We start from the raw sequence: 25,866 nt of genomic DNA on the forward strand, positions 1-25,866 counted from the left end.
TGATAATAAAATCAACGTGTTGCCATTTCTCTATTGAGAAGGGCAACCGTTAATATCAAATAGTATTATTTAATGTTTAATTGAATAATTTATTGAGTTTACTTTTTAATTTATCTTCTAGTTCTTCACTTTTTTCATCAATTTTTTCCTGTGCTTTTTCCTGCAATTTTTGCTTTTCTTCATCAATTTTGGCTTCTACTTTTTGCTTCTCCTCTTCAATTCTTGCTTTGGCTTTTTCTTTTAATGCGCCTTCTGTATCAAGTGAGAATTTAGGTTCGGTGAAAGTGCCTTTAATTGCTAATGGAATAGTAATACCGCTTAGATCTGCTAAATCGGTATCAGCATCACTGTTAGATAAAGGTGTTACACTTAATCCATAATCAAGAGTTTCCTGTAAAAGGTTGGCGTTACCCTTGCCATCAAGTCGAAGCACGGGGGACAACATTAATAATTTTGTGTTGTTGAAAATACCATTATTAATAGTAAATTCCCCTGTTAGAGAAGCAAAGTCAGTCTTTTTAATATCAGTCTCAGTTGGTGCTGCTTGACCTGTTAGCGTTGCTTTCATTGCGCGTATTCGCTGAGGAATATTAATGCCATATAACTCACCATCTAAGAGGGTAAAGTCACCATTGGCGACTAATCCTGATTTTATTTTACTGCTGGTTAAACCATTACCCTTTGCTGAAATATTGAATGCGGTTGTCCCGCTAATCAAGTCAACTTGCGCTGCATCGACAAGTAGTGGATATATTTGGAGATCTTTTAATGTACTTGTTATTTGATAGTTATTACGTCCTTTTGCATCGCTTACTTCCCCATTGACTGTTAGTAATCCTTCATACAGTGCAACGGTTAATGGTTGTAATGCCGCTTTACCATTATTAATAATGATATCCGTGTTTATGTTACCAATATTAATTTTGTCGGCGGTGATTCCTGCAATTGCTAATGAACCTTTAACATCTAAGCTATTAAGAAAACTTAAATCGGGCTCTTGTTCGGGCTGTGAGCTCGATTGAGCGGTATCTGATGTAGACGTATTTTCTGTTTCGGCCGTTGCTGTTTGTTCAGATAAAAAAGGAGTGAGATCCCATTTATTCCCCTGTAAATCGAAACGTACCTTAGTTTTTTCTGCTGTTTGAGCTGATAACGTGCCGGCTAAATTAATATCCCCGACTTGTAACATAAAGTCGTTAATATTAGCCGTGCTTGTTGTTAGATTGTAATTAACATTACTGGTAATGGTGCTGTTAATTTTGCCTTGAGGTAAAGCATCACCGATAAATTCGGTTTGTATATTAAGGTCATTAATTTGAACTGAGTTCAGGTCTGTTGCAACGGTAACGTCTGCTGTTAGTTCAACATGGCCTGTTAACTCTGCAACAAGCAGGTCTGTTATTATCGACAGACGGGTCTTTTCTCCTGGTGTAAATTCACCGAGTTTGATGTGTTTAATTTCTGCTTTTGTAATTGAATTAACTTGCAAATCCTGCATTTCAATTTGTACGTTTTCGATATTAATACCAGCTAATTTAATCTTACTGATGTCAAAAGCGGAATCCGCGTCCTGATAAACTTGTGTTGTTTTATTTTTTGCATTGCTATCAATACTGTTGCTTTTATCACTTTCAACGGGAAATAAATTATCCAGATTACTGCTGCCATCTTTATTGGTAATTAAATTTACAACTAAACCATCAATAGCCAGTTCGCCAACTTGTACTTCGCCCTGAAATAGCGGTAAAAGAGCAATGCCAACGGATGCATTTTGGATTTTGAGTAGATGTTTTTGTTCGAAACCTGCTAGGTTGTTTAATTCGAGTTCCCCAAAATCAAAGCCAATTTTAGGATAAAATGACCAGCTGATATCACCCGTAATTAATAGATCACGGTTTATGGCTTGTTTTACTTTTGTTTGAATTTGTTCTTTATAGTCATTAGGGTCAATAAAAATAGCCAGTGCGACAACGGCCACGAGAAGTAATGCAATGAGAGCTATAAATAATTTAATAAACAATTTCATTCTATTTTCCTTAAATTGCAGTGTTGTATCTTGAATTAACAAAGGTATACGTTACTCAAGTATAATTGGTTTATTGCTCAGTACCAATCTAATAAGAACACTTGATCTTTTATGCTAGCAGGTTAACCTGTTATAAAATATTATTGTTTATATACCCGTTACCATTCAAGATGCTGATAAACGCATCTTGATTGGTAACGGGTATAAATGAGTAACTTAATTTGTTAGCAGATACACAGCCTATGCCTGAAACTAAAATGCAAATTCCTCACTCTCAGGTAAAAATAGCTACATTTAATTTGTTTAATTATCTCGAACCTCCCTTTGCATTTTATGATTTTGACCGTATTTATAGTGTTGAACAATGGCAAAAAAAACAATTGTGGATCCGCGATTATCTGCGCGAATTTCAACCCGACATTATTGCTTTTCAAGAAGTATTTAGTCCCGAATCTTTACAAAATTTAGTGGCTCAGGAAGGCTATGTACATTTTGCCGTGGTTGATCAGCCTGAAATTATTGATGAATTTATATTTCGTCATCCTGTGGTCGCCATCGCATCGCGATATCCCATTGTTAATGTTGATTCTCCCGAGCCAGACTTAGCTGTCGTGGATGCAATTGGTTTACGTCATGATTTTAGTTTTAGCCGTAACGTATTACGTGCGACGATTGACTTACCACATATTGGTGAGTGTGATTGTTATGTTGTGCATTTTAAATCTAAACGCTCAATGATTGATTTTGAAGATAATCCAACCATTTCTGCTGAAGAAAATATTGTGGGTAAGCTAAAAGCACAAATTGCCGGTGGATGGGGATCGACCATTCAACGAGGATCAGAAGCAACGTTATTGATGCTGAATATGATCGCGCGTCGTCAAAAAAGTGGTTTGCCGATGATGTTAATGGGGGATTTTAATAATACCTTGTCAGATGGTGTATTATCGCATTTATTAACGGATTCATTACGCTTTGTTTCTCAGATAGATCGCGATGCTTTTCTCGATAAGTATTTGTTAAAGGATGCCTGGGATCTTTATCAAGTCGTTGGAGGTGATATTGATGATAGTGAGAGAAAGCCAACGCATTACTTCGGGCAAAACAGCTCTGTGCTTGACTATATTCTATTGTCTAATGAGTTTGATGCACGTAGTCAATCAAATATCTTCGAAGTGAGTGACTATCAGACCTATGATCGGCATTTAATTAATCCGATATTTGACCGTGATGGCGAAAGCACCGATCACGGTATTGTCTTGGTTACGTTAACGCTTCGAAGCTAGTTAACTTCAATTCGGGTTAATACCAATCGTAATAATTAGCTGCTCTATTTTGCTGGTTAAAATAGTTTATTTCTTTGTTGAAAGTTTCGTTAAAGGGAACAACCATTTACATCAACTTTCGCCTCAAACTAAACCATTTTTCCAGTGCAAAATTTAGATCACATATTTAATACAATTGGTATAAGCTATTATCCCTATTCCCAATCAATATGCATTTATCAGTCATTTTCTATGACATGAGGAAAATGACCGTTCCTTACGGAAAGTTAGGGGATAAAATGTCAACTCGCGATTATTGACGGATACCTTCAAAAATAATGTCTAAGTCAACATAACTCGAAGCACCTACAACGGGAATACCAAAATCAGCAACTTGTAATCGTGTTGTGCCTTCGAAACCAGCTCGGTAGCCACCCCAAGGATCGTCACCAGAGCCAATAACAGCAGCATTAATATCAACTTGCTTCGTGACACCATGAAGTGTCATATCACCTGTAATCGTGAATTTTCCATTGTTAATAGGGGATACTTTGGTGCTCACGAATGTTGCTTCAGAGAATTTTCCAGCATCAATAAATTTACTGCCTTTAAAATGTTTATCTCGTTCCGCATGGTTCGAATCTAAACTTTGCGTATTAACCGTGACTTGTACTTTAGATGCTTCCATATTTGCCGGATCGAAACTAAAGGTGCCTTCAAATGTATTAAAACGCCCTTGAATAAAGCTGTAGCCTAGGTGGCTAACTTTAAAGTTAATGGAAGCGTGTGCACCATCGGTATCAATTTTGTAATCGGCTGCAAATAGTTGTGTGGGTAATAACATTATGGTTGTTAATGCTGCTGAACAAAGTAGTTTTTTCATAGGTACACCTTTATTGAGTAATGAATTTAAAGCATTTTCTTTAATGTATTATCTTTATTAACAACGTGATGTTTGATTGCCGCTAAAATATGCAAGCAAGCAAGGCCAATCACGGTTAACGCTAAGTAGTAGTGAATATTACCGGCAATGTCTTCTTGGTTTTCAAAAAAAGCACCAAAACCAGGAATAGAAAACCAATTAAACACGTCAATATCACGGCCATCGGCAGTTGAAATCATATAACCAGAAATAAAAACTAAAAAAAGCAGTGTATAGAGCAAATGATGCACTGATTTTGCTATTTTTACTTCTTTTCGTGTGCCCTCAATCTCTGGTGCTTTGGTTGTTGCCTTCCAAATTAAACGGAGGATCGTCAGGGCAAATAGGCATAATCCGACTGACTTATGCCAGTGAGGAGCGAGTTGATACCATTGGCTATAGTAATCAAGGTCAACCATCCACCAACCAACGGCAAACATGGCAATAATTATTAACGCTGAACTCCAATGAAGTAGTTTTGCTAATTTATTATATTGCGTTACTTGTTTTGTCATTCACGCCACCTCTTTATAATGATAACTATTATCATAAGAAATAATAACACAAAGTAATGAAAATCCAGCTATTTCTTCGCGGTATTGATTAACTATCTTCCTTTTTAGTCATACTCTCAGGGAACCGATACGCTTTTCCTGATGTTGACCAAGTAGGGTATTTGTCCATCACCGATAAAAATAGTTCAGAATGTTTAAATTGGTTTAACCATTTCTTCACTCGTGAAAATTCACTTTTTTCAAAATTATTCAAGTCTACCGATGCAAATTGGCGGATAAAGGGAAAGATTGCGATATCTGCAAGACTTATTTTTTCACCAAAAAGATAAGGGTGATGAAGCAGTTTTTGTTCTAATATAAATAAAAACTCCTCTGCTTTTTCACGGTAACTGTCTATTAATGAGGGGGTATTGTTGGGCGCGTATTTGTATTTATCGAGCCAAGTTTTGAATTCAAAGTCATTTTCATCAATAAGCGATAACATCTCCGTTAAGCTGGGCGCTAGCCAATGATCAGGATCAGATTTTTCTAAAGCCCAAATCATAATATCGAGACTTTCATCGATGATTTGTTTATCACTTAATTGTAGAACCGGTACCGAGCCTTTAGCGGAGATGGCAAGCATTTCGGGAGGTTTATCTTTTAAAGCGACTTCACGAAGCTGGACTTGATATTGACTATAGGAAATAGCTAAACGGGCACGGATGGCATAGGGACAGCGACGGAAAGAGTATAATATGTTGGTCATAATATGATCCTAAACAAGTAAGATGATAATTAACAGTCAGTACAGATTAACACGCTAGTGTTTATATATTAACCAAGCGTATAATATTGAAATGCTTCTATTCTGATAGACAAATCAAGGAATACTATGCCTGCTTTTATTTGGGACAGCTCATTTATGACTGGAATTGATACTGTTGATAAACAACACTTCAATTTAGTCGAATTGATTAATGAGTTCAGTGAACTACTTTCCGATGATAATTTATCCGAAGATAAAATCGAAAATATTTTTAGTGAATTATATCGGTACACACAATATCACTTTAAAGATGAAGAGTTGCTGATGGCCAATGAAGGCATTGCTAAACAATCTTTAATGCAACATCATCGAGTACATCAAGAGTTCTTGTCTAAATTAACGATTATGCATAGTGAAATATCGTTGAGTAATCCCATGTCGTTAAAAGAGTTTTTAAATTTTTTAATGCATTGGCTAGCCTATCATACCCTTGGAATGGATAAAAATATGACTGCGCAAATTAATGCGATTAAAAATGGCCATACTCCCGAGCAGGCTTATGTGTTATTTAATGATGATTTCAATGATGCGACGGGGGCGTTATTGAGTGCATTAAACAATCTTTTTCGGCAGATATCAGATCGTAACCAAGAGTTGTCATTGTTGAATAAAACCTTAGAAATAAAAGTTGCAGAGCGAACGAAAGCATTAGAAGATGCGAATGCCCACCTTAAAAAATTGTCTACTACCGATGCATTAACCAACTTACCTAATCGCCGTTATGCCATGTCTCATTTAGAAAAATTATGGAACGTTGCAAAAATAGAGCAAAAAACACTTTCCTGTTTAATGATTGATATTGATAATTTCAAAACAATTAATGATAGATTTGGCCATGATGTCGGCGATAAATTATTAGTTGAAATTACATTAGTACTCCAACAATCGATTCATAATGACGATGTTATTTGCCGGTTGGGGGGCGATGAATTTTTGGTAATTTGTGAGAACACAAATTATATCGGAGTAAAACATCTTGCTAATATTTTGTGCGAAAAAGTAACAAGCTCCCGGATCATGGTAGTAGATGAAGCACCTTTGTCTTCAATTAGTATTGGTATTGGTTCTACTAATCAAAGGATGCAAGAATTTCATGATTTAATTAAAATGGCAGACCAAGGATTGTATCTTGCGAAGGAAGCGGGGAAAAATTGTGTTAAATGTATTTGCTAAATACAGGTTATATCATTTTACTCCTGTCATTCTTTTCAATCGCTGTATTTTTCTAATAAGTTATCTCAATTCTCTATTTTATTTATCTATCATTACCTTTATTTATATTAGCTCACAGTTGTTATACTGGATTTTGATAAAGTAACCTTTAATTCCATGAATACTAGGGATGACTAATTTGACACCGCTTCAATATCAATTAATCAATAAAATCATGACCAATCCTGTGATTGACGGTGGGCAATTAGAGGAAGCGGGAGAGTTGATTGTGACGGCCCTTATTTCTGGTTTAGAAATTAAGCGGGCAGGGATCTGGTTATATCAAGATATTCTACGCGATATGCTGAAATCTCATTTAGTGATCGATCATTTCCATCAAATTAAAGATACAACGATGGAAATAAATAGAAAACAATTTCCTATTTATTTTTCTGCGCTTGATAAAGAAATTGTAATTAAAGCCGATGACGCTTCTTCTCACTCGGTGACTTCTGAATTTAAACAGGGGTATTTGGATGTCTTAAATATTTACTCCATGCTCGATGCACCGATTCGAATCAATGGTAAAACAGTCGGGGTTGTTTGTTGTGAGCAGGTTAATCAACCCGTTCAATGGTCTGAAAATGATGTGCTATTTGCGACTCTTCTTGCTGATCAATTTGGTCGCGCCATGGCTGCTGAAGAGAAAATTTCTCAATATAAAGAATTACGAAGAACAACAAAAGAACTCGATAAAAAAACCGATAATCTAAAAGCATTACATAATAGTTTAAACCGATTTAGTTTAATTGCGTCAATGGATGTTGAAGGAAATATCACCGAAATTAATGATAATTTTTTATCGCTTTCAGGCTATCACCTTGATGAAGTTATTGGTCAAAACTATCGTATTTTTGATTGTTCCTATAATTCTTCAAATTTATTTAATAATCTATTCCACCGTTTACAAGAAGGCCAGATTTGGCAGGGTAAAATCTGCCATTTGAAAAAAGATAAAGAAGTATTTTGGGTTGAATCAACCATTTCTCCAATTAGAAATACACTTGGTAAAATAGAGGGGTATATTGGCCTTTTTTATGATATTACCCATGAAGTTGATACTGAGCATCAGTTAAATAAGGCGGAAACACTGGCTAAAATGGGCAGTTTTCGATGTCACCTTCAAAATGAAGAGTGGAGTTGTTCTGTTAATTTTAAAGAAATACTGGGGATTCCAACTAATAAAGCGATGAGTTGGTCGTATTTACAACAAATACTCACTGAAAAAGATTATGGATTATTAAAACAAGCGTATTTATCTTTACCAAGTAATAAAAAATTAGATATAACCGTTTCGATGTTAAAGGACAAAAATAGTTGGCTACATTTTGTTGCCCAGCGACAGGGGAATTGGTTTGTCGGGAGTTGCCAGGATATATCTGTTGCGATCCAACAAAAACTTCATTTAGATAACATCATTGCGCTCCAAGAAACTATTCTCGACTCGGCAAATTTTACGATTATTGCGACTAAACCCGACGGGACTATTACCCATTTTAATCATATTGCGGAAAAATTATTAGGGTATTCAAGTGATGAGGTGATCGGTTGCCAAACACCTTTAATTTTTCATTTACAAGAAGAGGTTTGTGAATATACCAAGGTGTTAGAAGGGCAACTAAACCGTTCTATCTCGCCTGGATTTTCATCATTGATTGCTAAACTGTGTCATGGGGGCGTCGATGAGCAGGAGTGGACTTATGTTACTCAAAATGGAGATACATTTCCTGTTGCACTGTCGGTGACGGCTATTTTAGACAAGTCTAAAACGATTGCTGGTTACTTACTTATTGGTAAAGATCTTTCACAGCAAAAAGAGGCTGAACGATACTCAGAGCAGTTAAGCACTATTATGACAACGGCTGGAGAAATCGCTTCGTTTTCTGGATTTTTATACGATGTGAATAAAGGCGAATTTCAAATTACGAGCGATAGGTTCCGTCATATTATTACTTCTATTATTGGTAAAGAGACTATTTTATTTTCGGATATTGTAAATTTTTACGATTTGCCCGAAAGATTGGAAGGCGTAGAGTTATTTGAAAATGCGATTAGGAATGGTGTTGGTTATGACTTTCAAGCTAAGTTGATTGAATCGAATGAATTAACAATAAAGTGGTTACGCACTGTTGGTACGCCGCAATTTGAAAAAGGCAAGGTGACGTCTGTACTTGGCTTCTTTCAAGATATTAGCGCACAAAAAGAATTAGAAGATAAGTTGTCACGACAAGCTCAAACCGATGAATTAACAAAGCTTGCGAATCGTCGCGCATTAATGGATCAGTTAGAGCGTGAATGGCTACGATATGTTCGTTATCAAGATCCTTCCGCAATTTTAATTTTAGATATCGATTATTTTAAAAATGTAAACGATCAATGGGGCCATGATGCAGGGGATTTTGCTCTGAAAAGAATATCGGATTTATTATCAAAAGAACTGCGTGAAATGGATTTCTTGGGGCGTTTAGGTGGTGAGGAGTTTTTAATTATAACGCCATCTTGTGATGAAATTGGCGCGTCGATGCTTGCCGAGAAACTATGTAAAGTAATAGAAAAATCAGTGATTAGTTATACGCAACCATTTCAATCCGTTGCTATTAATATGCATATAACGATAAGTATTGGTGTTTGTGGTTTATATAACAGCGATATTCGTTCTGCAAATCAATGGTTAGTGGCTGCCGATAAAGCTTTGTATTACGCGAAGCAAAATGGCAGGAATCAGGTAATTAGTTATCGTCAACTAATTGAAGCGTGATATTGGCATGTTAAGCATGTCATTATTTTTTAGTCTTCTCTTTTTTTGTATTACTTTCGGTTTGGTGTTTTTTAGCCCCTCGGAGCATTGCATTAATTAACTCATAAGCATCAAATTTCGTTAATGCGTCATCGGCACCGACTTGCTTGGCACGATCGACACTAATTTCACTTGATAGCGAAGTATGTAAAATAATATATGCCTTAGCGAGTTCAGGCAGACTACGGACTTCAAAGGTTAATTCATACCCATCAATTCCGGGCATTTCGATATCGCACACTAAGACATCAATGGGATTATCTTTTGCCGCATATTCTTTCATTACATCTAATGCATCATTCCCATTTTTACATACCTTAAAGGGAACATCTATTTTGGTTAAGGCTGTCTCTAGTTGGCGTCGTGCTACGGCTGAGTCATCAACTAAAAGAATATGTGAATTTTGTAATAAGCCCTTTTGAATGCCATTAATATCAACTGTTTGTTGATCTTCATCGGGAAATATTTGTGCAAGCAATAACTCAACATCTAATAATTGCACCAATTGTTCTTCAAAATGAGTGATCCCTGTAATGTAGGTTTTGTTGCCTAAGGACTTTGGTGGTGGTTCAATTTTCTTCCAATCACATTCAATAATACGTTCAATTTTTCTAACTAAAAAACCGACAAACATACGGCTACAGTCGGTAATAATAATAACGCAGTTTTCTTTTTCTTCTTCAGTAATTGGTGGGTAGCCTACAGCCGCCGCCATATCAATTATCGATAACACTTGCCCTCGAATACTGGTCGTGCCGAGTATATTCGGATCCGCATTGGGCAGTTTTGTTAAGGGGTGGTAAGGCACTATTTCCTGTATTTTTAATGTGCCTAATGCAAAATCTTGGCGCAGTGACAATTTAAAAAGCAGTAATCCCTGTGATTGGCTGGATGTTGATTGCATGTTTAAATCCTATGGAAAATAAATGCCCTAGTTGTGATTATACGCATTGCTATTCAAGATGTAAAAATCAGCAACACGTAATATGAATATCTTAAAGGTGAAAGACAATTATACTTTACTTAAGGTTAAGTCGCTTAGCTAATCGGTGGAGATTGCCTGGATCAAGTTTTAGGCGTTTTGCCGTTGTCGCCCAATTATTGCCATTTTCTTTATAAGCTTGTTGAATAACACCCGATTGAAATTTATCCGTGGCTTCTCGTAACCCTGTTTTAATGGTTGAAGTGGGTTCATTAGATGATAGTGTGGGTGATTGTGTTTGAGAATCATCAATATTGAGCTGAAAATGTTTTTTTTGTAAAAGAAGAAAGGAGTCAATTGCCTGTGATTTAGCAATGACGGCTGCACGGTTGATTGCATGTTCTAATTCTCGGACATTGCCAGGCCAGTCATAATGTTGAATAAGCCCGATCGCTTCTGGTTCTATACTAATATTATCAAAGCCTAATTTTGCGCGGCAGCGCTCGGCAAAGAATCCCGATAATAAGACAACATCATTATCTCGCTCACGTAATGGTGGAACGTGTACTGGAAATACGTTTAAGCGATGATACAGGTCAGCACGAAATCGTCCTGCTTTGACCTCTTCATGTAATGCTCTATTTGTCGCAGCAACGATACGCGTATTCACTTTTAAACTTTTTTCATCACCAACACGTTGGATATCACCGTATTGCAGGGCGCGTAATAATTTTGCTTGCAATGAGAGTGGCAATTCGCCGACTTCATCTAAGAAGAGTGTGCTGTTATTGGCCAGTTCAAACTTACCCTTGCGATCACTAATTGCACCTGTAAATGCGCCTTTGACATGACCAAATAATTCACTTTCAGCCACAGATTCAGGCAACGCTGCACAGTTCAAATAGATTAAATTATTTTCACTACGTGCTGATTGTTTATGAAGTGCCGAGGCGACTAATTCTTTACCCACCCCTGTTTCACCAGTGATTAAAACAGATAAATCAGTATCTGCAACGGCACTAATATGCGATTGTAATTCGATAATCCCTTGAGATTGTCCGATCATTTCGGTTGGCTGGTAAACAAGAGAATCGAGGTTTTCTTCATGGTTAAAAATACCCACCTGATTTTCGAGTTTTTCCATTAATAACGAAGTATGAAGGCTCGCCGCCACAAGCGCACTAATAATACGTAGATCATCATCGCTAAACTGTTCAAATTGTTCTGGGTTGAATGCATCAATGGTTAGTGCGCCAATAAGGTGGTTATTGGCAAGTAGTGGTAAGCCGATACAGGAATGAATATTCAATTCGCCTTCATGGTTTGGAATTAGCCCATCGTAGGGGTCGGGTAATTGACTATCTGAAGGGAAACGAACGACATCGCCCGCCCGTGCAATTGCTTCTAATCTTGGGTGTTCTTGAATATTAAAGCGTCGACCTAAAACATCATCATAAAGACCATCAATCGCTAGTGGGGCGAACTGTTGATGTTGGAAAGCCAATAATGCAGAGGCATCACAATTGAATAAATTACGGATAGTAAAAAGGAGTTGTTCAAATCGATCTTGGCCTGAAACACTGGTGGTTAGGTCGATGGCTAATTGTGTGAATGCTTTATATTTGCTGTTCATATTAACGATGGCTTCGTTTTGAATTTATAATTGTTATTATGACACTCTCGGTGTTTAAATAACAATAAAAATATAGTGTCTAAATGACATTTACTATCTGGGTTTGTTTATTTGTCCTTTGTAATCAATCATTTAATTTTTGGCTCGTAGTTTGCTATAGAGATAATAACTTTTAATTATTTTTATCATTTTATAGGAACAAGTATGACTATTCATATTAAAAACAATATTCATTGGGTTGGACAACGTGATTGGGAAGTTGAAAATTTTCATGGCATGGAATTTAAATTAACTAAGGGGACGAGTTATAATAGTTATTTAATTCGTGAAGAAAAAAATGTATTAATTGATACTGTTGATCATCGCTTCAGCTTGCAATTTGTTCAAAACCTAGAAGCAGATATTGACCTTAATATAATAGATTATATTGTCATTAATCACGCCGAAGAAGATCATTCCGGTGCCTTGCCAGCATTGATGGCTAAAATCCCTAATACGCCTATTTACTGTACAGAAAATGCAATTGATTCAATTACCGGCCAGCACCATCATTCAGAATGGCACTTTAATATTGTAAAAACCGGTGACACACTTGATATTGGTAATGGCAAGCAGTTAGTTTTTGTAGAAACTCCTATGTTACATTGGCCAGATAGCATGATGACTTACCTTACCAATGATGCAGTGTTGTTTAGTAATGATGCATTTGGTCAACATTATTGTGATGAACATTTATTTAATGATGAAGTCGACCAACATGAATTAAAAGAACAGTGTTTACGTTATTACGCAAATATATTGACGCCTTTTAGTGCACTTGTAACGGCTAAAATTAAAGAGGTACTTAGTTTTAATTTACCGGTTGATATGATCGCAACTGCCCATGGCGTTATTTGGCGTGATGATCCGACCCAAATTATTCATCAATATTTAGAGTGGGCTGATAATTATCAAGAAGATAGAATTACTATTTTTTATGATTCTATGTCGAATAATACACGCATGATGGCGGATGCTATTGCACAGGGAATACATGATATTGATCCTGTTGTTGCAGTGAAAGTATTCAATGTTTCTCGTCAGGACAAAAACGAAATTTTATCTCATGTTTTCCGTTCAAAGGGCATATTAGTCGGCTCTCCAAGCATGAATAATGTCATGATGCCTCAGATAGCTGCGATGTTAGAAGAAATAACTGGATTGCGTTTTAAAGCAAAAAAAGCAGGTGCATTTGGTAGTTATGGTTGGAACGGTGGGGCGGTTGACCGAATTAATACACGCTTAATGGATGCTGGTTTTGAAACGGTTGTTAGTTTAAAAACAAAATGGCGACCTGATGGAAAAGCGATGAACGAATGCCGTGAGCATGGTCGAGAAATTGCAAAAAAATGGGCATTGCATGATATTAGTAATATTCAATCTATTACGACTAAATCAGTGGCACAGAATGGTAAAGTAGCATCCTCCGTTAATAGTACTGAGCCTGTCGCGGCAACGTCTGCCATTGAAACGACCCAAGTTGCAGAAGATCAAAATATGTTATGTACCGTGTGCAATTGGGTTTATGAACCTGTTCTTGGTGAGCCTAATCAAGATGTTGCACCGGGAACGCCGTGGAATGAAGTCCCTGAATTTTTTCTTTGTCCTGAATGTGGACTAGGAAAGGACGTTTTTATTCCTGTAGCACAGAGTAAAGCATCATGAGCGCGCCCATTGTCATTATTGGTAGTGGTTTCGGTGCCTACCAATTAATTAAAACAATCAGGCGTACCGACCAAAATATTGCAATTTCTGTTTTTACCCTTGATGAGGGCCATGACTATAATAAACCAGATTTAAGCCACGTGTTTACGAATCAGCAAAATAGTCAAGATTTGATCCGTATGTCAGGAGAAGCGTTTGCAACCGTTAATAATATCGATTTACATCCATTTTCGCTAGTTGAAAGCATTGATTGTGATAATCAAGAAATTTCAGTTGAAGGTATTGCTTATCCTTATTCAAAACTGGTTTTAGCAACAGGGGCACATGCCTTTATTCCTCCGATGTTAGGGGATGCAACTAAAAAGGTATTGACCTTAAATAGCTTACGAGAATTTGAAGTCGCGCACCCACAAATACAAGATGCTAAGCGTGTATTGATTATCGGTGCAGGGCTTATTGGTACGGAGATTGCCATGGATTTAATGAGTAGTGGCAAACAAGTTTTAGTGGTTGATCCGAGCATGGAAGTGATAGCAAGTATGCTTCCAGATTATGTTGCGTATCAGTTGCGTCATAAAATGGTTGAATTGGGAGTCATGTTCGAATTAAAAACAACGGTGACTGCCTTAGAGAATTGTGAAACAGGTATTTTAGTTACGCTTAGTTCAGGTAAACAACAGTATGTTGATTGTGTTATTTCTGCTGCTGGTTTAAAAGCAAATATAGCATTAGCAAAAAAATCCGGTATTACAGTAAATAAAGGCATCGTGGTCAACTCTCAGTTACAGACTTCGGTTAATAATGTGTATGGATTGGGCGATTGTGTAGAGATAAATGGCACTGTTATGTCATATCTACAACCTATTATGTTAAGTGCAAATGCATTGGCTAAAACCTTATTAGGGCAACCAACAGACTTAAAGTTACCTGCAATGTTAGTGAAAGTGAAAACACCGCATATGCCTATTCAATTGGGAGGAAGTAATGTCAATGGAGCAACATCTTGGAAAGTCGATATAGACTCGCAAGGCTGCTCAGTCAAAGCTTACGATGATAGTAAAAATTTGGTTGGATTTACCGTAGCAGAAGGGCATATGAAGCATGCTTTTCCATTGCTTAGGGGATTACCGGCCACGCTTTAAGATATACCCATTGTTGTTCAAGGTGTAAAAAAACAGGGCTCTGTTAATACATCCTGATTGATAACCGGAAGAAATGTATCAATATTAAATTAAATCGAAAATATAGTTAAAATAGGAGAAACATGATGAGTCATCAACGTATTCCTGTTGATTGGAAAATTCAACGTTCAACACCCTTTTTTACCACAAAGACTGTGCCTCAAGCACTGTTAACACATCATAATACAGCAGAAGGTGTTTTTGGCCAGTTGTGTGTAATGGAAGGTGTGGTTACGTATTATGGTTTCGCAGATAGTGAAGCAACGGAACCAGAAGTAAAAGTGGTTATTAAAGCGGGACAGTTTGCAACTAGTCCGCCGCAATATTGGCATCGAATTGAGTTAAGTGACGATGCCCAGTTTAATCTGAATTTTTGGTCAGATAAGGATAAAGCGGGCCAACCGATGTTTAATACCAACGCCGTTAATTAAATAGAGAGTTATTGGAATTAGTTTAATGCTCTTTGTGCCCGCTAGTATTAACAATGTACATTGATTAGCCATTATAATAAGAACATCAAGATGATTACCTTGCATCTTGATGTTACTTTCTTTTTAACTCTTCCATCCATAATTGTTCGAATTTCATCATTTGTAGATGTCGATTGGAATGTTGATGTTTTATCTCATCTTTTTCGGCTGTAAAAGGGCCTGTTCGACAAGCTGTACAGTAATTATCACCTTGATATTTCGGCTGTTGTAGTTTTTCTTTCATTGGATGCTGTTGTCGTTTACTCCATACGTAGGTTATACCATTGGTATCTTTTACATGCTTATCGCGATCGACATTTCGCACTTGATAACCGGGAAACTGGTTTATATCGAAGGGAGTGGAGCCCAGATAGTTAATATCGGTATAAAGATGAAGTGAGTTTTCAATATTCCATTGACGATAAGGAGCGACATCTTTAGAAGTGATGTAACAGAGCTGTTGTCCATTGGGATCAAGGAAATGATTAGATGAATTAAGTAAGAATTGGCGTAATAATCGACGATTAAGCGTATTAGTATTAACCGTTGAGCACTTTTGCTGAAATTCGTTAAATGATTTAAAGGCAGGGAGTAATGGAAATTGAAAAATAACCACGTCGAAACTCTGTTTGGTTAAATTTTTCCAACTGCTTTCATTACAAATATCAAATTCAAAGAGAACCTGCACATTTTGTTTTTTTAATGATTGGTAAAAATGATCATTATATTTATCCGATAGAGTGGCTAATGAATCATACACGGTTGCCGTTAAGGAAGCGGGAGCATGGTGTTTTATCAATGCATCGGAAAACGATAAGTCACCATCGCCAACGGTTAATATTCGCCAATTTTTATTAATGATCATAATCGTTATTTATTCTGATATTTTAACGGTGCTTGGGTCAATGCCATACAATGTTGCTAAATATTGTAAATAGCTTAGGTCTTCGCACATGCTTTTACCTGGCTCATCGGATATTTTAGCAACAGGACGGCCATTGGCAGATACCATTTTAATCACAATGTTTAAAGGAACATTCCCCACATCATTCATTAGATTAGTGCCGATGCCGAAGGATATTTTGATGCGTTTATTAAAACGCTTCCAAATTTCAAGCATGCGCGGGAAATTTAATGAATCGCTGAATATTAATGTTTTGCTTAGCGGGTCAATATTCATATCTTGATACATCTTTATGGCTTTTTCTCCCCACTCAAATGGACAGCCACTATCGTGACGTAAACCGTCATAAAGTTTACCAAAGTAAGGGTCTGAAAAATCGCGGATAAAAGAGTCCATGGAATAACAATCTGTTACGGTAATACCCAAACGGCCACGATATTCTTGAACCCAACCTTCAAGTGCGGCTTTTTGTGCATCGACTAAACGTGTAACAGCTTGCCAGCTTTGAAACCATTCATGGGCCATTGTTCCAATAGGCGGTAACCCTAATGTGTGGGCAAAGTGTAAGTTACTGGTCCCAGAAAAGCAGCGTGGTAATTGTTGATGAACGGTTTCTAATACTTCTTTTTGCCATGCTTTTGTTGCTCTTCTGCGTGTACCAAAGTCAGCGAAATGTAAGTTAGAAAGCTCTTTATCATCTTTGATTAATGCAATTTTAGAGGTTAATTTTTCACGTGCTAATGCGATATCAAAACCATCGCAATTTAGTTCGGTATGCAGTTCACTGATAATGGCTAGGGTATATATTTCAAACAGTGTGACGTGAACGAGTGGCCCATGAAAACGTAAATTAAGATCTTCGCCCTTGGGTTCTAGTTTTACATAGCGCATATTCAATCTAAAAATACGTAGAAATTCAATAAAGTCAGGTGTGATATAGGGAAGTTCACCGAGATATTCAAGTTCTTGATCAGTGAAATGAAGTGTACAGATATGTTTAAGTTGACGCTGTATTTCTGGAATTAATGGCGTTAAATTTAAACCATTTCGGTTGCGGCAAGTAAATTTCCATTCAACATCGACAGTACGAAATTCAGCTGAGTGATAATATGCCTGTAGCATGGTTATTTTGTAAAAATCAGTATCCATTAAGCTATCAATTAGCCAAGCTTTAACTTTCATAGTAATTCCAATTCGTTATTATTGGTTATTAATTCAGCACCTGCTGCAGTTAGTTCTTGGCAGGCTTTTTGAGTTGTCTCTGGTGCAACGCCACGGCATGCTGCAAGGTTTATTATGACCTTAAATCCTGCGCGGCAAAGTTGTAATACGGTTGTTTTTACACAGTAATCTGTAGCGAGTCCGCCTACGATGATTGTTTTTATTTTTTTGTTCTGTAACCACTCAATGGCCCCCGTGCTTTCTTTTTCAGCAAGATCATGAAAACAAGCACCGTAGGGATGTTTGAGAGGATCGGTCCCTTTTTCAATGACTAAATCATAACTTGCTTCATCGGGTAATCCTGGAATTAATTCATTTCCTTTTGTGCCGATAACACAATGTGCAGGCCATTTTATATCGAGATTGGGGTGTTCACCTTCAACCGGTGTCATGACTTCTTGTGGTGTGTTTGCAATCCATGGTGCTGACGTTGGATGACAATCTTTGCTGACTAATCGATAACAAGTAAATTGTGCCTGCGCATTGAGTTCATCAGCTATCTGATCACCTTCGTGAATTGGTAATTCATCAGGACAGATAAAAGTAAAACCACATTGGGGATCAACATCAAAACTTGCCGTTATAGACTTATTGATTTTAATCATAGTCCTCTCCGATTTATACGGGATAAAAATTCGTTAATCATATAGATACTGATACAACAGTTCAAACAATAGCGAAATAATACTAAAAGAATAAGCGATAAATAGATGCGTTATTGGATTAATTTTAAGTATAAAAAATAGGAATTAACGGGGTGTATATTTTGTTTGTAGAAGATTCTTTGAATTTACATCATTTGTATTCAATATGTGAACTGAATTTTGCGCCGGAAAATAGGGGATTTATAGGTCTTAGATTCAAATAGTAAGTGCATAACTTGAATAGGTAGAAAAAGTGGTCAGCTGAATATATGCTAATCGCTTTTCTCCGGCAAGAGATGCAACAATGAAAACATATAATCAACTGACCTATGAGCTAAGATGCCAGATTTATGCATTAAAGAAAATAGGAATAAGCCAAAATAAAATTGCACTGCAATTAAAAGTGAGTCAATCAACTATCAGTCGAGAGCTTTCTCGTAATACAGGAAAGCGAGGTTATCGCATTAAACAAGCCCAATCCCTTGCTCAGGAGCGCCGCTTACATTCACGTAAGGCCATTAAAATGACGAGTAACCTCATTGCATTAATTGATTCAAAGATTTATATGAAATGGAGTCCTGAGCAAATATCAGGCTGGTTAAAAGAAGTACACCGCATTCTAATTAGCCATGAAACAATTTATCTACATGTTTGGGCTGATAAGAAACGTGGTGGTCAATTATTTCAACATCTGCGTAGAAAAGGCAAGGCTTACCAATCCCGTAGTAAGGATAAACAGGCAGGTCGCGGCTTTATCAAAAACCGAGTCAGCATTGATGAACGCCCAACGGTTATTGATAATAAAAGCAGAATTGGGGATTGGGAAATAGATTTAGTCATCGGTAAAGGCCACAGTGGTGCATTAGTGACTATCGTTGAGCGGAAAACTAGCTTTACAGTCTCTATGCGTGTTGACGACAAATCAGCTAAATCAGTCACCGCTGCGACGATTGCTTTATTACAACCTTATAAAAAAGCCGTACATACGATCACAGCAGATAATGGTAAAGAGTTTGCTTACCATGAAATGATGAGTGAATACTTAGACTGTGGTGTTTATTTTGCAGATCCTTATTGTTCGTGGCAACGAGGTTTGAATGAAAACACGAATGGGTTATTACGACAATACTGGCCAAAAGCAACAGACTTTAAAAAAGTATCGCAATCAGAAGTTGAAGATGTAATAGTGCAACTGAATGATAGACCAAGGAAAAAGCTAAATTACAAACTACCAGCCAAATTAATGGCTGAACACATGGCAGCTATAGCTGCTTAGTGGTTATGCACTTCAGAGTTGAATCTGCGGGTGAAAGTTGATGTTAATTATGACGATTAGTATTAATACCCTGTATAGAATAATGTTAAGTGGATATTAATTTATAAATTTTAGGTATAAAAAACCAGCAATAAGCTGGTTGTTTTATTTCTTTCTCGAAGAAAGAATGGTGCGGAAGGAGATATTTGAACTCTCACGCCTTGCGCTTTCTTTGGGAATAGTTGAACCTAATTCTAGTGGGTTACTAATGCTTTAAATTAAGAAATAGAAAAATAGTTGAATCTAAATCCGGGCTGAGCTCCATTTGTTAAATTTCAGGTATAAAAAAACCAGCAATAAGCTGGTTGTTTTATTTCTTTCTCTAAGGAAAGAATGGTGCGGAAGGAGAGACTTGAACTCTCACACCTTACGATACTAGAACCTAAATCTAGCGCGTCTACCAATTCCGCCACTTCCGCAAAAATGTGGCTGGGATAAGAGGATTTGAACCTCTGAATGCCGAGATCAAAACCCGGTGCCTTACCGCTTGGCGATATCCCAGTTGTTATTTTTAAGAGATTGTTTCTCTTTTTCTGGGTGCATTCTAAATGCTGAAATCACAAAATATTCAGTGCTTACCGAATGGCGATATCCCAGTTGTTATTTTTAAGAGATTGTTTCTCTTTTTCTGGCTGCATTCTAAATGCCGAAATCACAAAATATTCAGTGCTTACCGAATCGCGATATCCCAGTTATAAGTTTAGTCTTCTTCAAGATACTCATTTGTTAAAAAACAAATCAGAGAATGTGGCTGGGATAAGAGGATTTGAACCTCTGAATGCCGAGATCAAAACCCGGTGCCTTACCGCTTGGCGATATCCCAAATATAATTTTTAAGAGTTAATGCTCTATGGTAATTCTTTCTCTAAGAAAGAATGGTGCGGAAAGAGAGACTTGAACTCTCACACCTTACGATACTAGAACCTAAATCTAGCGCGTCTACCAATTCCGCCACTTCCGCACGTAATTGTAAGTAAATGGTGGCTACACCGAGATTTGAACTTGGGACCCCATCATTATGAGTGATGTGCTCTAACCAGCTGAGCTATGTAGCCATGTATTTACTTTGTAATCTAAACTTCGTTTTGTAAACAGCCCGTCGTTTCGATGGTGCGCATTATGCTGATATCGGTGATTGTCGTCAACTATTTTTTATTAAAAAAAGTAATTTTTATGCCTTTCGCCTAAATGCTGCGCATATCGACTTTATTTTAAACAAATATGAACTGTTTTGCTGTAAAAAAATAATAAAACTATTTAAGTTCTTAATCAGTAAGTTTGAATAAAGACTAAATCGCTTCAATTTACCTTTTAATTTATCTGCTAAAAGCAGTTTTCTATCAATGAAATAGGTAAACTAAAATAGATATTACTAATGAGAGTGAACAATGAAGATATTGCATACATCTGATTGGCATCTTGGCCAATATTTTATGATGAAAACACGAGAAGCTGAGCATTTATCGTTTTTAAATTGGCTTGTGGCACTTATAAAAGAACAGCAAATTGACGCGGTGATCGTTGCTGGCGATATCTTTGATAGCAGTGCTCCACCTTCCTATGCAAGAAAGCTGTACAGCGACTTTATTGTTAAACTGCAGGATTCTGGGTGTAATCAACTGATTATTGTTTCAGGCAATCACGATAGTGTTGCTGTGCTTAATGAAAGTAAAAGTTTATTAAATGCATTAAATGTTTCTGTTTTAGCTGGGCTGAATGATGAGTTAAGTGAACATATTGTTACATTAAAAGATAAGGATAAACAGGACGCGGCGATTGTTTGTGCATTACCTTTTCTACGTGCCGGTGATGTCATGGGCAGTGAGGCCGGATTATCGGCTGAAAGGAAACAACAAAATTTGCAACGGGGAATTGAAAAAATATACACTGATATTTACCAAATTGCACAACTACAGTGCCAAGAAAAAACATTGCCTATTATTGCAACGGGTCATTTGACTAGTGTCGGCTGCAGTGTGTCTGAGTCTGAACGTGATATTTATATCGGTACATTAAGCGCGTTCCCTGCATCATTATTTCCCGCATTTGATTATATTGCGTTAGGCCATTTACACCGTAGCCAAAAAGTTCAGAAAAGTGATGTCATTCGTTATTCCGGATCACCAATCCCATTGAGTTTTGCAGAAACAAAACATGATAAGCAGGTTATGATTGTTGATTTTCTTGAACAAGGTGAGGTGAAAGTGACGCCGATTGTCATTCCACGCTTCCAAGACCTTCAAGTTATCAAGGGAAGTTTAGAGGAAGTGAGTGAACAGCTCAAAACATTGGCGTCTGAAAAAAAACAGCAGAGTATGTGGTTAGAAATTAAATTGAATCAATCCTTTTATGTATCCGATGTCCAAAGCCAGCTTAATAGTCTGGTTGAAGGGACTAATATTGAAATATTAAAAATTAGTAGTCCAAAACTGAATGAAAATAGCCAATGGCAAGAAACCGATAGCACCACCTTGGATGATCTAACGCCAGTAGATCTTTTTCAGCATCGGTTAAAATGTGAAGATAATTTAAGTGAACAACAACAAACGGAGTTAAAAGCGCTATTTGTTCAAGTTTGTGAAGCGTTGGAGGATAAAGCATGAAAATACTATCGCTTAAATTCAAAAACTTAAATTCATTGAAAGGTGATTGGAAAATAGATTTTGAAACACCCGAGTTTTCAGAAAATGGCCTATTTGTGATTACCGGACAAACTGGCGCAGGCAAAAGCACAATTTTAGATGCGATATGCCTAGCGCTATACCAGCAGACACCGCGATTAGATAGGATTACGCAAAGTAAAAATGAATTAATGACGCGCGGTACTGCTGATTGTTTATCGGAAGTTGAATTTAGCGTTAATGGTAAAGGCTATCGCGTTCACTGGGCACAAAAAAGAGCGAGGAAGAGTCCTGAAGGTAAGTTACAAGCTCCATCCTGTGAGTTAGCTGAAATAAATGGTGAGACCTTATCAACTAAAAGCAGTGAAGTTTTAAGGTTAGTTACAGAGTTAACAGGCTTAGATTTTTCTCGTTTTACTAAATCTATGTTACTTGCTCAGGGCGGTTTTGCTGCTTTTTTAAATGCTAATTCTAAAGAGCGTGCCGAATTACTAGAAGAGCTTACTGGCACTGAGATTTACTGTGATATTAGCCGCCATATTTTCGAACGCAATAAAGAAGTTCAAGCCGAGTTAACCTTACTGATGAAGCAAGTAGAGAGTATGGATGTGCTATCTGAACTCGCTGTCAGTGAATTACGTGAGCAATTAACTACCCTCGAAACGAACAAGCAACAAGCTGAAATAAACTTAAAAAGCACTGAAGCTGCGTTGTTATGGTTGAATAAAGCGGAAGAGTTAAACGGTAAATTGGCGTCGCAATTAAAAGTAGTGCAAGCCTGTGAATTGGATAAACAAAATTTTGCAAATAATTTGATTGCGATTGAATGGGCAGAAAAAGCCAGAGAGTTAGAGCCTGCTTATCAGGAGTTAGCCGCTAACAAGCAACAATTAGCGCAGGGGATTAAACAGTTAACCACTAATCAACAAACAAAAGAAACCTTAACAAAGCAATTAGTTAAAAACAAAAATGAATATGACAAAGCACTAAATCAACAAATGTTGCAGGATAAAAATGCACAACAGCAATTACACCGTATAAATGAAACATTAGTACCCCTAGATATTACAATTAATCAGTTAAATACGCTATGTGGTGAACAAGGTAATGAACTGACAACGTTACAAAGCACATTACAAGCTGCTCAGGCATCGTTAGATGCGGAACTAATAACGCAAAAAAATACAACGGTGGCGTTTAATCAACTTAATGCGGAATTACAACAACAGCAAGCAATTCAAGTTTTACAGCAATCATTACCTGTTATTGAGCAACAATTTTCTCAATATATAAAACAGCAGGTTCATCTGAATAAATTACAACAAGAAAGTAAAGAATCAGTTGAAAAACAAAAAGCACAGGATAGTTTATTGGTTGAACATCGTCGCCAAACAACGGAAATAACTCAACATTTACAAGCAAAGCAATCGGCTTTTCAACAACAAATTGATGCCAAAAGTAAGCTACTTAATGAGGCTTCATTTACTAATGTAACAGAGGTTAGCCATGTTTTAGCCGATATATATGAGCAACAGCGTAAAAATCAAGGTTCGATTGAATTAGCACGTCAATTAGCGGCATCGGCAGAACGTTTGGCCGAAACACGTCGTGTTAGTACTGAGTTACAAAAGAATATAACTCAAAATGAACGTGAATTAGTGGCAGCAAAAAATATTGGGCTAGAATATAAAGCTGATAAAGAAGTTTTACAAAAAGCCCTTGAACAAGAGCAAATTCTTGCACAACTAAGTGACTTGAAAAAATTATTACAAGAAGACCAAGCTTGTCCTTTATGTGGTTCTTATGACCATCCCGCTATTTTAGAATATAAACCTTTAGACGTGCCTGAAACCAAATTAGCATTGGATAAAAAAGAACAACAATTAAATAAAGCGCGAGAAGATTACGCAAATATTAAATCGCAAATTATTGCAGATCAAAAGCAAGCTTCGACTTTCCAAGCTCAAATTGAGCAACTTGAAGCCGAACAACAGTTGTTAATATCGGAATGGGATAATTATCATAAAGATCCTACAAATCAGTATAAACAGGAAACGTTACAGGGATTACAGGGTACTGCTCAGCAGCTTGATGAAAAACGAATTTACATTGAGCATTTGCAAACACAGTTACAAGAAATAGATCTCAATTTGCCAGCATTACAGCAGCAAGTTCAGCAATTAACATTACAACTTAGCCAACATTCAGGCCTAGAAAATCAAATACTGGCGCAAAAAGAAGCTTCTGTACACGAGTTGCAACGCGTTGAAACTGAGCATCAGCAGTTAAATACTCAGTTCCAAGAAAATAAACAGTTAATAATACAGCAATTACCTGAATTGTTAGTGAACAACGCAGAAGAATTGACGGCATTATTTGATGGTCCTGAGATATGGATTGCAAAGCAGAAACAGAACATAACAGACTATCAGGCGAGAGAGAAAACGCTGAAAGAGCTGCACGAAAAGAAAGAAAAATTAGAGCACGTTATTGCGTTACAGAAACAGCAATGCGCACATTTACACAAGGATGTACAAGGGCGTTTAACGCAATTACAACAGAATAAAGATAAATTAGCTCAATTGCAGGGACAACGTACAAGTGATTTTGGTGAACAATCTCAACAGCAAATGCTAGACGTTATTGACGCCGAGAAAAGTGAAATTGCGTTGTTAGTGAATAATAAAAAACAACAGTTACAGCAAGTTGAAATTAGTGTTGAGCGGTTATCCGGGCAATTACTTGAGCAGGAGCACCAACAACAAAAACTGCAAGAACAGCAAGCTAGCCTACTTGATAACTTCACTCATTTATTGACTGCTAGTGACTTTCTCGATGAAAAACAATTTATTGATGCGCGTCTGTCTAAAGATCAATTGGCGTTATTATCACAACAGCGGAAGCAAATTGATGATCATTTGTTAACTGAGCAGACTCGCTTTAGTTCAGCACAAAAAAATGTAGAAGAACATATGGCGTTAGCGGTGACGGATAAGCAAAAAGAGGACTTATCAACACTGCAGGATGAACAGAAAGCAGCTTTTGAGTTATTAAATAATCAATTCATTGAAATAAAATCTAAATTAGATGTTGATTCTCGATTGAAAGCACAACAAGCTGAACTGATTATTGAACAACAAAAACAGAAGGTATTGGCTGAACAATGGGCCATGTTAAATAAACTGATCGGTGCAGCTGACGGCAGTAAATTTAGAACATTTGCGCAGGGAATGACTTTAGATAACTTGGTATATCTGGCCAATAAAGAAATGGATAACTTACATCAACGTTATCAATTACAACGTAATATCGACGAACCATTAGCGTTACAGGTGATTGATCTGTGGCAGGCTAATGCGATTCGAGACGTTAAAACGCTGTCTGGCGGTGAAAGCTTTCTGGTCAGTTTAGGACTTGCTTTAGCATTATCAAATCTAGCCAGCCAGAAAACGCAAATAGAATCGTTATTTCTCGACGAAGGATTTGGTACCTTAGATGCTAATACGTTGGAAATTGCACTTGATGCTTTAGAGAAATTAAACGCAACGGGCAAGCTGATTGGAGTCATTTCCCATGTCGATGCCTTAAAAGAACGTATCAGTACGCAGATCCATGTGCATAAGGGAAGCGGAGCGGGTTACAGTCAATTAGATAGCCAATATCAATTTATTGAATCTAAAGGTAATGCTTAGGACGAATGGCGTAA

18 protein-coding genes and 5 tRNA genes are annotated in these 25,866 nt (G+C 37.0%); 9 read left to right on the forward strand and 14 right to left on the reverse strand.

Annotated features, from left to right (window positions below; genetic code table 11):
* Window positions 1-76: 76 nt before the first annotated feature.
* Window positions 77-2,026: an AsmA family protein gene (locus ACR30L_RS04730; protein ID WP_435236892.1), complete on the reverse strand. Its 1,950-nt coding sequence runs from the start codon at window positions 2,024-2,026 to the stop codon at window positions 77-79.
* A 257-nt stretch (window positions 2,027-2,283) separates the two neighbouring features.
* Here ACR30L_RS04730 and ACR30L_RS04735 point away from each other — a divergent pair, with 257 nt between their 5' ends.
* Window positions 2,284-3,312 (forward strand): endonuclease/exonuclease/phosphatase family protein, encoded by a 1,029-nt coding sequence (locus ACR30L_RS04735; RefSeq protein WP_435237868.1) that lies wholly within the window; start codon window positions 2,284-2,286, stop codon window positions 3,310-3,312.
* Window positions 3,313-3,604: 292 nt separating this feature from the next.
* On the opposite strand, the gene ACR30L_RS04740 is transcribed toward ACR30L_RS04735, so the two are convergent.
* The 3 genes from ACR30L_RS04740 to ACR30L_RS04750 all read right to left on the reverse strand — a co-directional run bounded on the left by ACR30L_RS04740 (window position 3,605) and on the right by ACR30L_RS04750 (window position 5,476).
* On the reverse strand, window positions 3,605-4,174 hold the full coding sequence (locus ACR30L_RS04740; protein ID WP_435236893.1) for a YceI family protein: 570 nt from the start codon (window positions 4,172-4,174) through the stop codon (window positions 3,605-3,607).
* Between the two features lie 26 nt (window positions 4,175-4,200).
* The gene (locus ACR30L_RS04745) at window positions 4,201-4,728 is read right to left on the reverse strand and encodes a cytochrome b (RefSeq protein ID WP_435236894.1); all 528 of its coding nucleotides are present in this window, start codon (window positions 4,726-4,728) and stop codon (window positions 4,201-4,203) included.
* Window positions 4,729-4,816: 88 nt separating this feature from the next.
* A complete protein-coding gene (locus ACR30L_RS04750; RefSeq protein ID WP_435236895.1) occupies window positions 4,817-5,476 on the reverse strand; it encodes a glutathione S-transferase in 660 nt (219 codons plus the stop codon).
* A gap of 126 nt (window positions 5,477-5,602) precedes the next feature.
* On the opposite strand from ACR30L_RS04750, the gene ACR30L_RS04755 reads away from it, so the two are divergent.
* Both ACR30L_RS04755 and ACR30L_RS04760 read left to right on the forward strand, forming a co-directional pair.
* On the forward strand, window positions 5,603-6,709 hold the full coding sequence (locus ACR30L_RS04755) for a GGDEF domain-containing protein (protein WP_435236896.1): 1,107 nt from the start codon (window positions 5,603-5,605) through the stop codon (window positions 6,707-6,709).
* A 178-nt stretch (window positions 6,710-6,887) separates the two neighbouring features.
* A complete protein-coding gene (locus tag ACR30L_RS04760) occupies window positions 6,888-9,506 on the forward strand; it encodes a diguanylate cyclase (protein WP_435236897.1) in 2,619 nt (872 codons plus the stop codon).
* Between the two features lie 22 nt (window positions 9,507-9,528).
* Here the strand turns inward: ACR30L_RS04760 and ACR30L_RS04765 are convergent, their stop codons facing one another.
* Both ACR30L_RS04765 and norR read right to left on the reverse strand, forming a co-directional pair.
* Window positions 9,529-10,449 carry a chemotaxis protein gene (locus tag ACR30L_RS04765; protein WP_435236898.1) on the reverse strand — a complete coding sequence of 307 codons (921 nt, stop codon included), beginning with the start codon at window positions 10,447-10,449 and terminating at the stop codon, window positions 9,529-9,531.
* A gap of 115 nt (window positions 10,450-10,564) precedes the next feature.
* The gene (gene norR, locus ACR30L_RS04770) at window positions 10,565-12,100 is read right to left on the reverse strand and encodes a nitric oxide reductase transcriptional regulator NorR (RefSeq protein ID WP_435236899.1); all 1,536 of its coding nucleotides are present in this window, start codon (window positions 12,098-12,100) and stop codon (window positions 10,565-10,567) included.
* A 204-nt stretch (window positions 12,101-12,304) separates the two neighbouring features.
* Here norR and norV point away from each other — a divergent pair, with 204 nt between their 5' ends.
* The 3 genes from norV (at window position 12,305) to ACR30L_RS04785 (ending at window position 15,416) form a co-directional block, all read left to right on the forward strand.
* Window positions 12,305-13,804, forward strand: coding sequence for an anaerobic nitric oxide reductase flavorubredoxin (gene norV, locus ACR30L_RS04775; RefSeq protein ID WP_435236900.1), 1,500 nt, complete (start codon window positions 12,305-12,307; stop codon window positions 13,802-13,804).
* Window positions 13,801-14,946, forward strand: coding sequence for an NADH:flavorubredoxin reductase NorW (gene norW, locus ACR30L_RS04780; protein WP_435236901.1), 1,146 nt, complete (start codon window positions 13,801-13,803; stop codon window positions 14,944-14,946). Before norV ends, norW begins: the two co-directional genes overlap by 4 nt.
* Window positions 14,947-15,071: 125 nt before the next feature.
* Window positions 15,072-15,416, forward strand: coding sequence for a DUF1971 domain-containing protein (locus tag ACR30L_RS04785; protein WP_435237869.1), 345 nt, complete (start codon window positions 15,072-15,074; stop codon window positions 15,414-15,416).
* Window positions 15,417-15,528: 112 nt separating this feature from the next.
* Here ACR30L_RS04785 and ACR30L_RS04790 read toward each other — a convergent pair whose 3' ends face one another.
* The 3 genes from ACR30L_RS04790 to ACR30L_RS04800 are packed head-to-tail and all read right to left on the reverse strand — an operon-like array spanning window position 15,529 to window position 18,185.
* Window positions 15,529-16,320, reverse strand: coding sequence for a class I SAM-dependent methyltransferase (locus tag ACR30L_RS04790; protein WP_435236902.1), 792 nt, complete (start codon window positions 16,318-16,320; stop codon window positions 15,529-15,531).
* A gap of 9 nt (window positions 16,321-16,329) precedes the next feature.
* The gene (gene pncB, locus ACR30L_RS04795) at window positions 16,330-17,541 is read right to left on the reverse strand and encodes a nicotinate phosphoribosyltransferase (protein ID WP_435236903.1); all 1,212 of its coding nucleotides are present in this window, start codon (window positions 17,539-17,541) and stop codon (window positions 16,330-16,332) included.
* Window positions 17,538-18,185: an isochorismatase family protein gene (locus ACR30L_RS04800; protein ID WP_435236904.1), complete on the reverse strand. Its 648-nt coding sequence runs from the start codon at window positions 18,183-18,185 to the stop codon at window positions 17,538-17,540. The genes pncB and ACR30L_RS04800 overlap by 4 nt, the downstream gene beginning before the upstream one ends.
* Window positions 18,186-18,528: 343 nt before the next feature.
* On the opposite strand from ACR30L_RS04800, the gene ACR30L_RS04805 reads away from it, so the two are divergent.
* Window positions 18,529-19,500, forward strand: a complete 972-nt coding sequence (locus ACR30L_RS04805; protein WP_435234365.1) for an IS30 family transposase — start codon at window positions 18,529-18,531, stop codon at window positions 19,498-19,500.
* Between the two features lie 373 nt (window positions 19,501-19,873).
* Here the strand turns inward: ACR30L_RS04805 and ACR30L_RS04810 are convergent.
* From ACR30L_RS04810 to ACR30L_RS04830, 5 genes are all read right to left on the reverse strand, one after another.
* Window positions 19,874-19,958 (reverse strand) — tRNA-Leu (locus ACR30L_RS04810).
* Window positions 19,959-19,965: 7 nt separating this feature from the next.
* A tRNA-Gln gene (locus ACR30L_RS04815) sits at window positions 19,966-20,040 on the reverse strand.
* 247 nt (window positions 20,041-20,287) lie between these two features.
* Window positions 20,288-20,362, reverse strand: a tRNA-Gln gene (locus tag ACR30L_RS04820).
* Between the two features lie 53 nt (window positions 20,363-20,415).
* Window positions 20,416-20,500, reverse strand: a tRNA-Leu gene (locus ACR30L_RS04825).
* 17 nt (window positions 20,501-20,517) lie between these two features.
* Window positions 20,518-20,594, reverse strand: a tRNA-Met gene (locus ACR30L_RS04830).
* Window positions 20,595-20,927: 333 nt separating this feature from the next.
* Between ACR30L_RS04830 and sbcD the strand changes: the two genes are divergently transcribed.
* Both sbcD and ACR30L_RS04840 read left to right on the forward strand, forming a co-directional pair.
* Window positions 20,928-22,142: an exonuclease subunit SbcD gene (gene sbcD / locus ACR30L_RS04835; protein ID WP_435236905.1), complete on the forward strand. Its 1,215-nt coding sequence runs from the start codon at window positions 20,928-20,930 to the stop codon at window positions 22,140-22,142.
* Entirely contained in the window at window positions 22,139-25,852 is a 3,714-nt protein-coding gene (locus ACR30L_RS04840; protein ID WP_435236906.1) for an SbcC/MukB-like Walker B domain-containing protein, read from the forward strand. Before sbcD ends, ACR30L_RS04840 begins: the two co-directional genes overlap by 4 nt.
* The last annotated feature ends 14 nt before the right edge of the window (window positions 25,853-25,866 follow it).

Origin of the sequence: Psychromonas saccharinae, assembly GCF_051201515.1 — a bacterium.
In the GTDB taxonomy this organism is placed as follows: Bacteria; Pseudomonadota; Gammaproteobacteria; order Enterobacterales; family Psychromonadaceae; genus Psychromonas.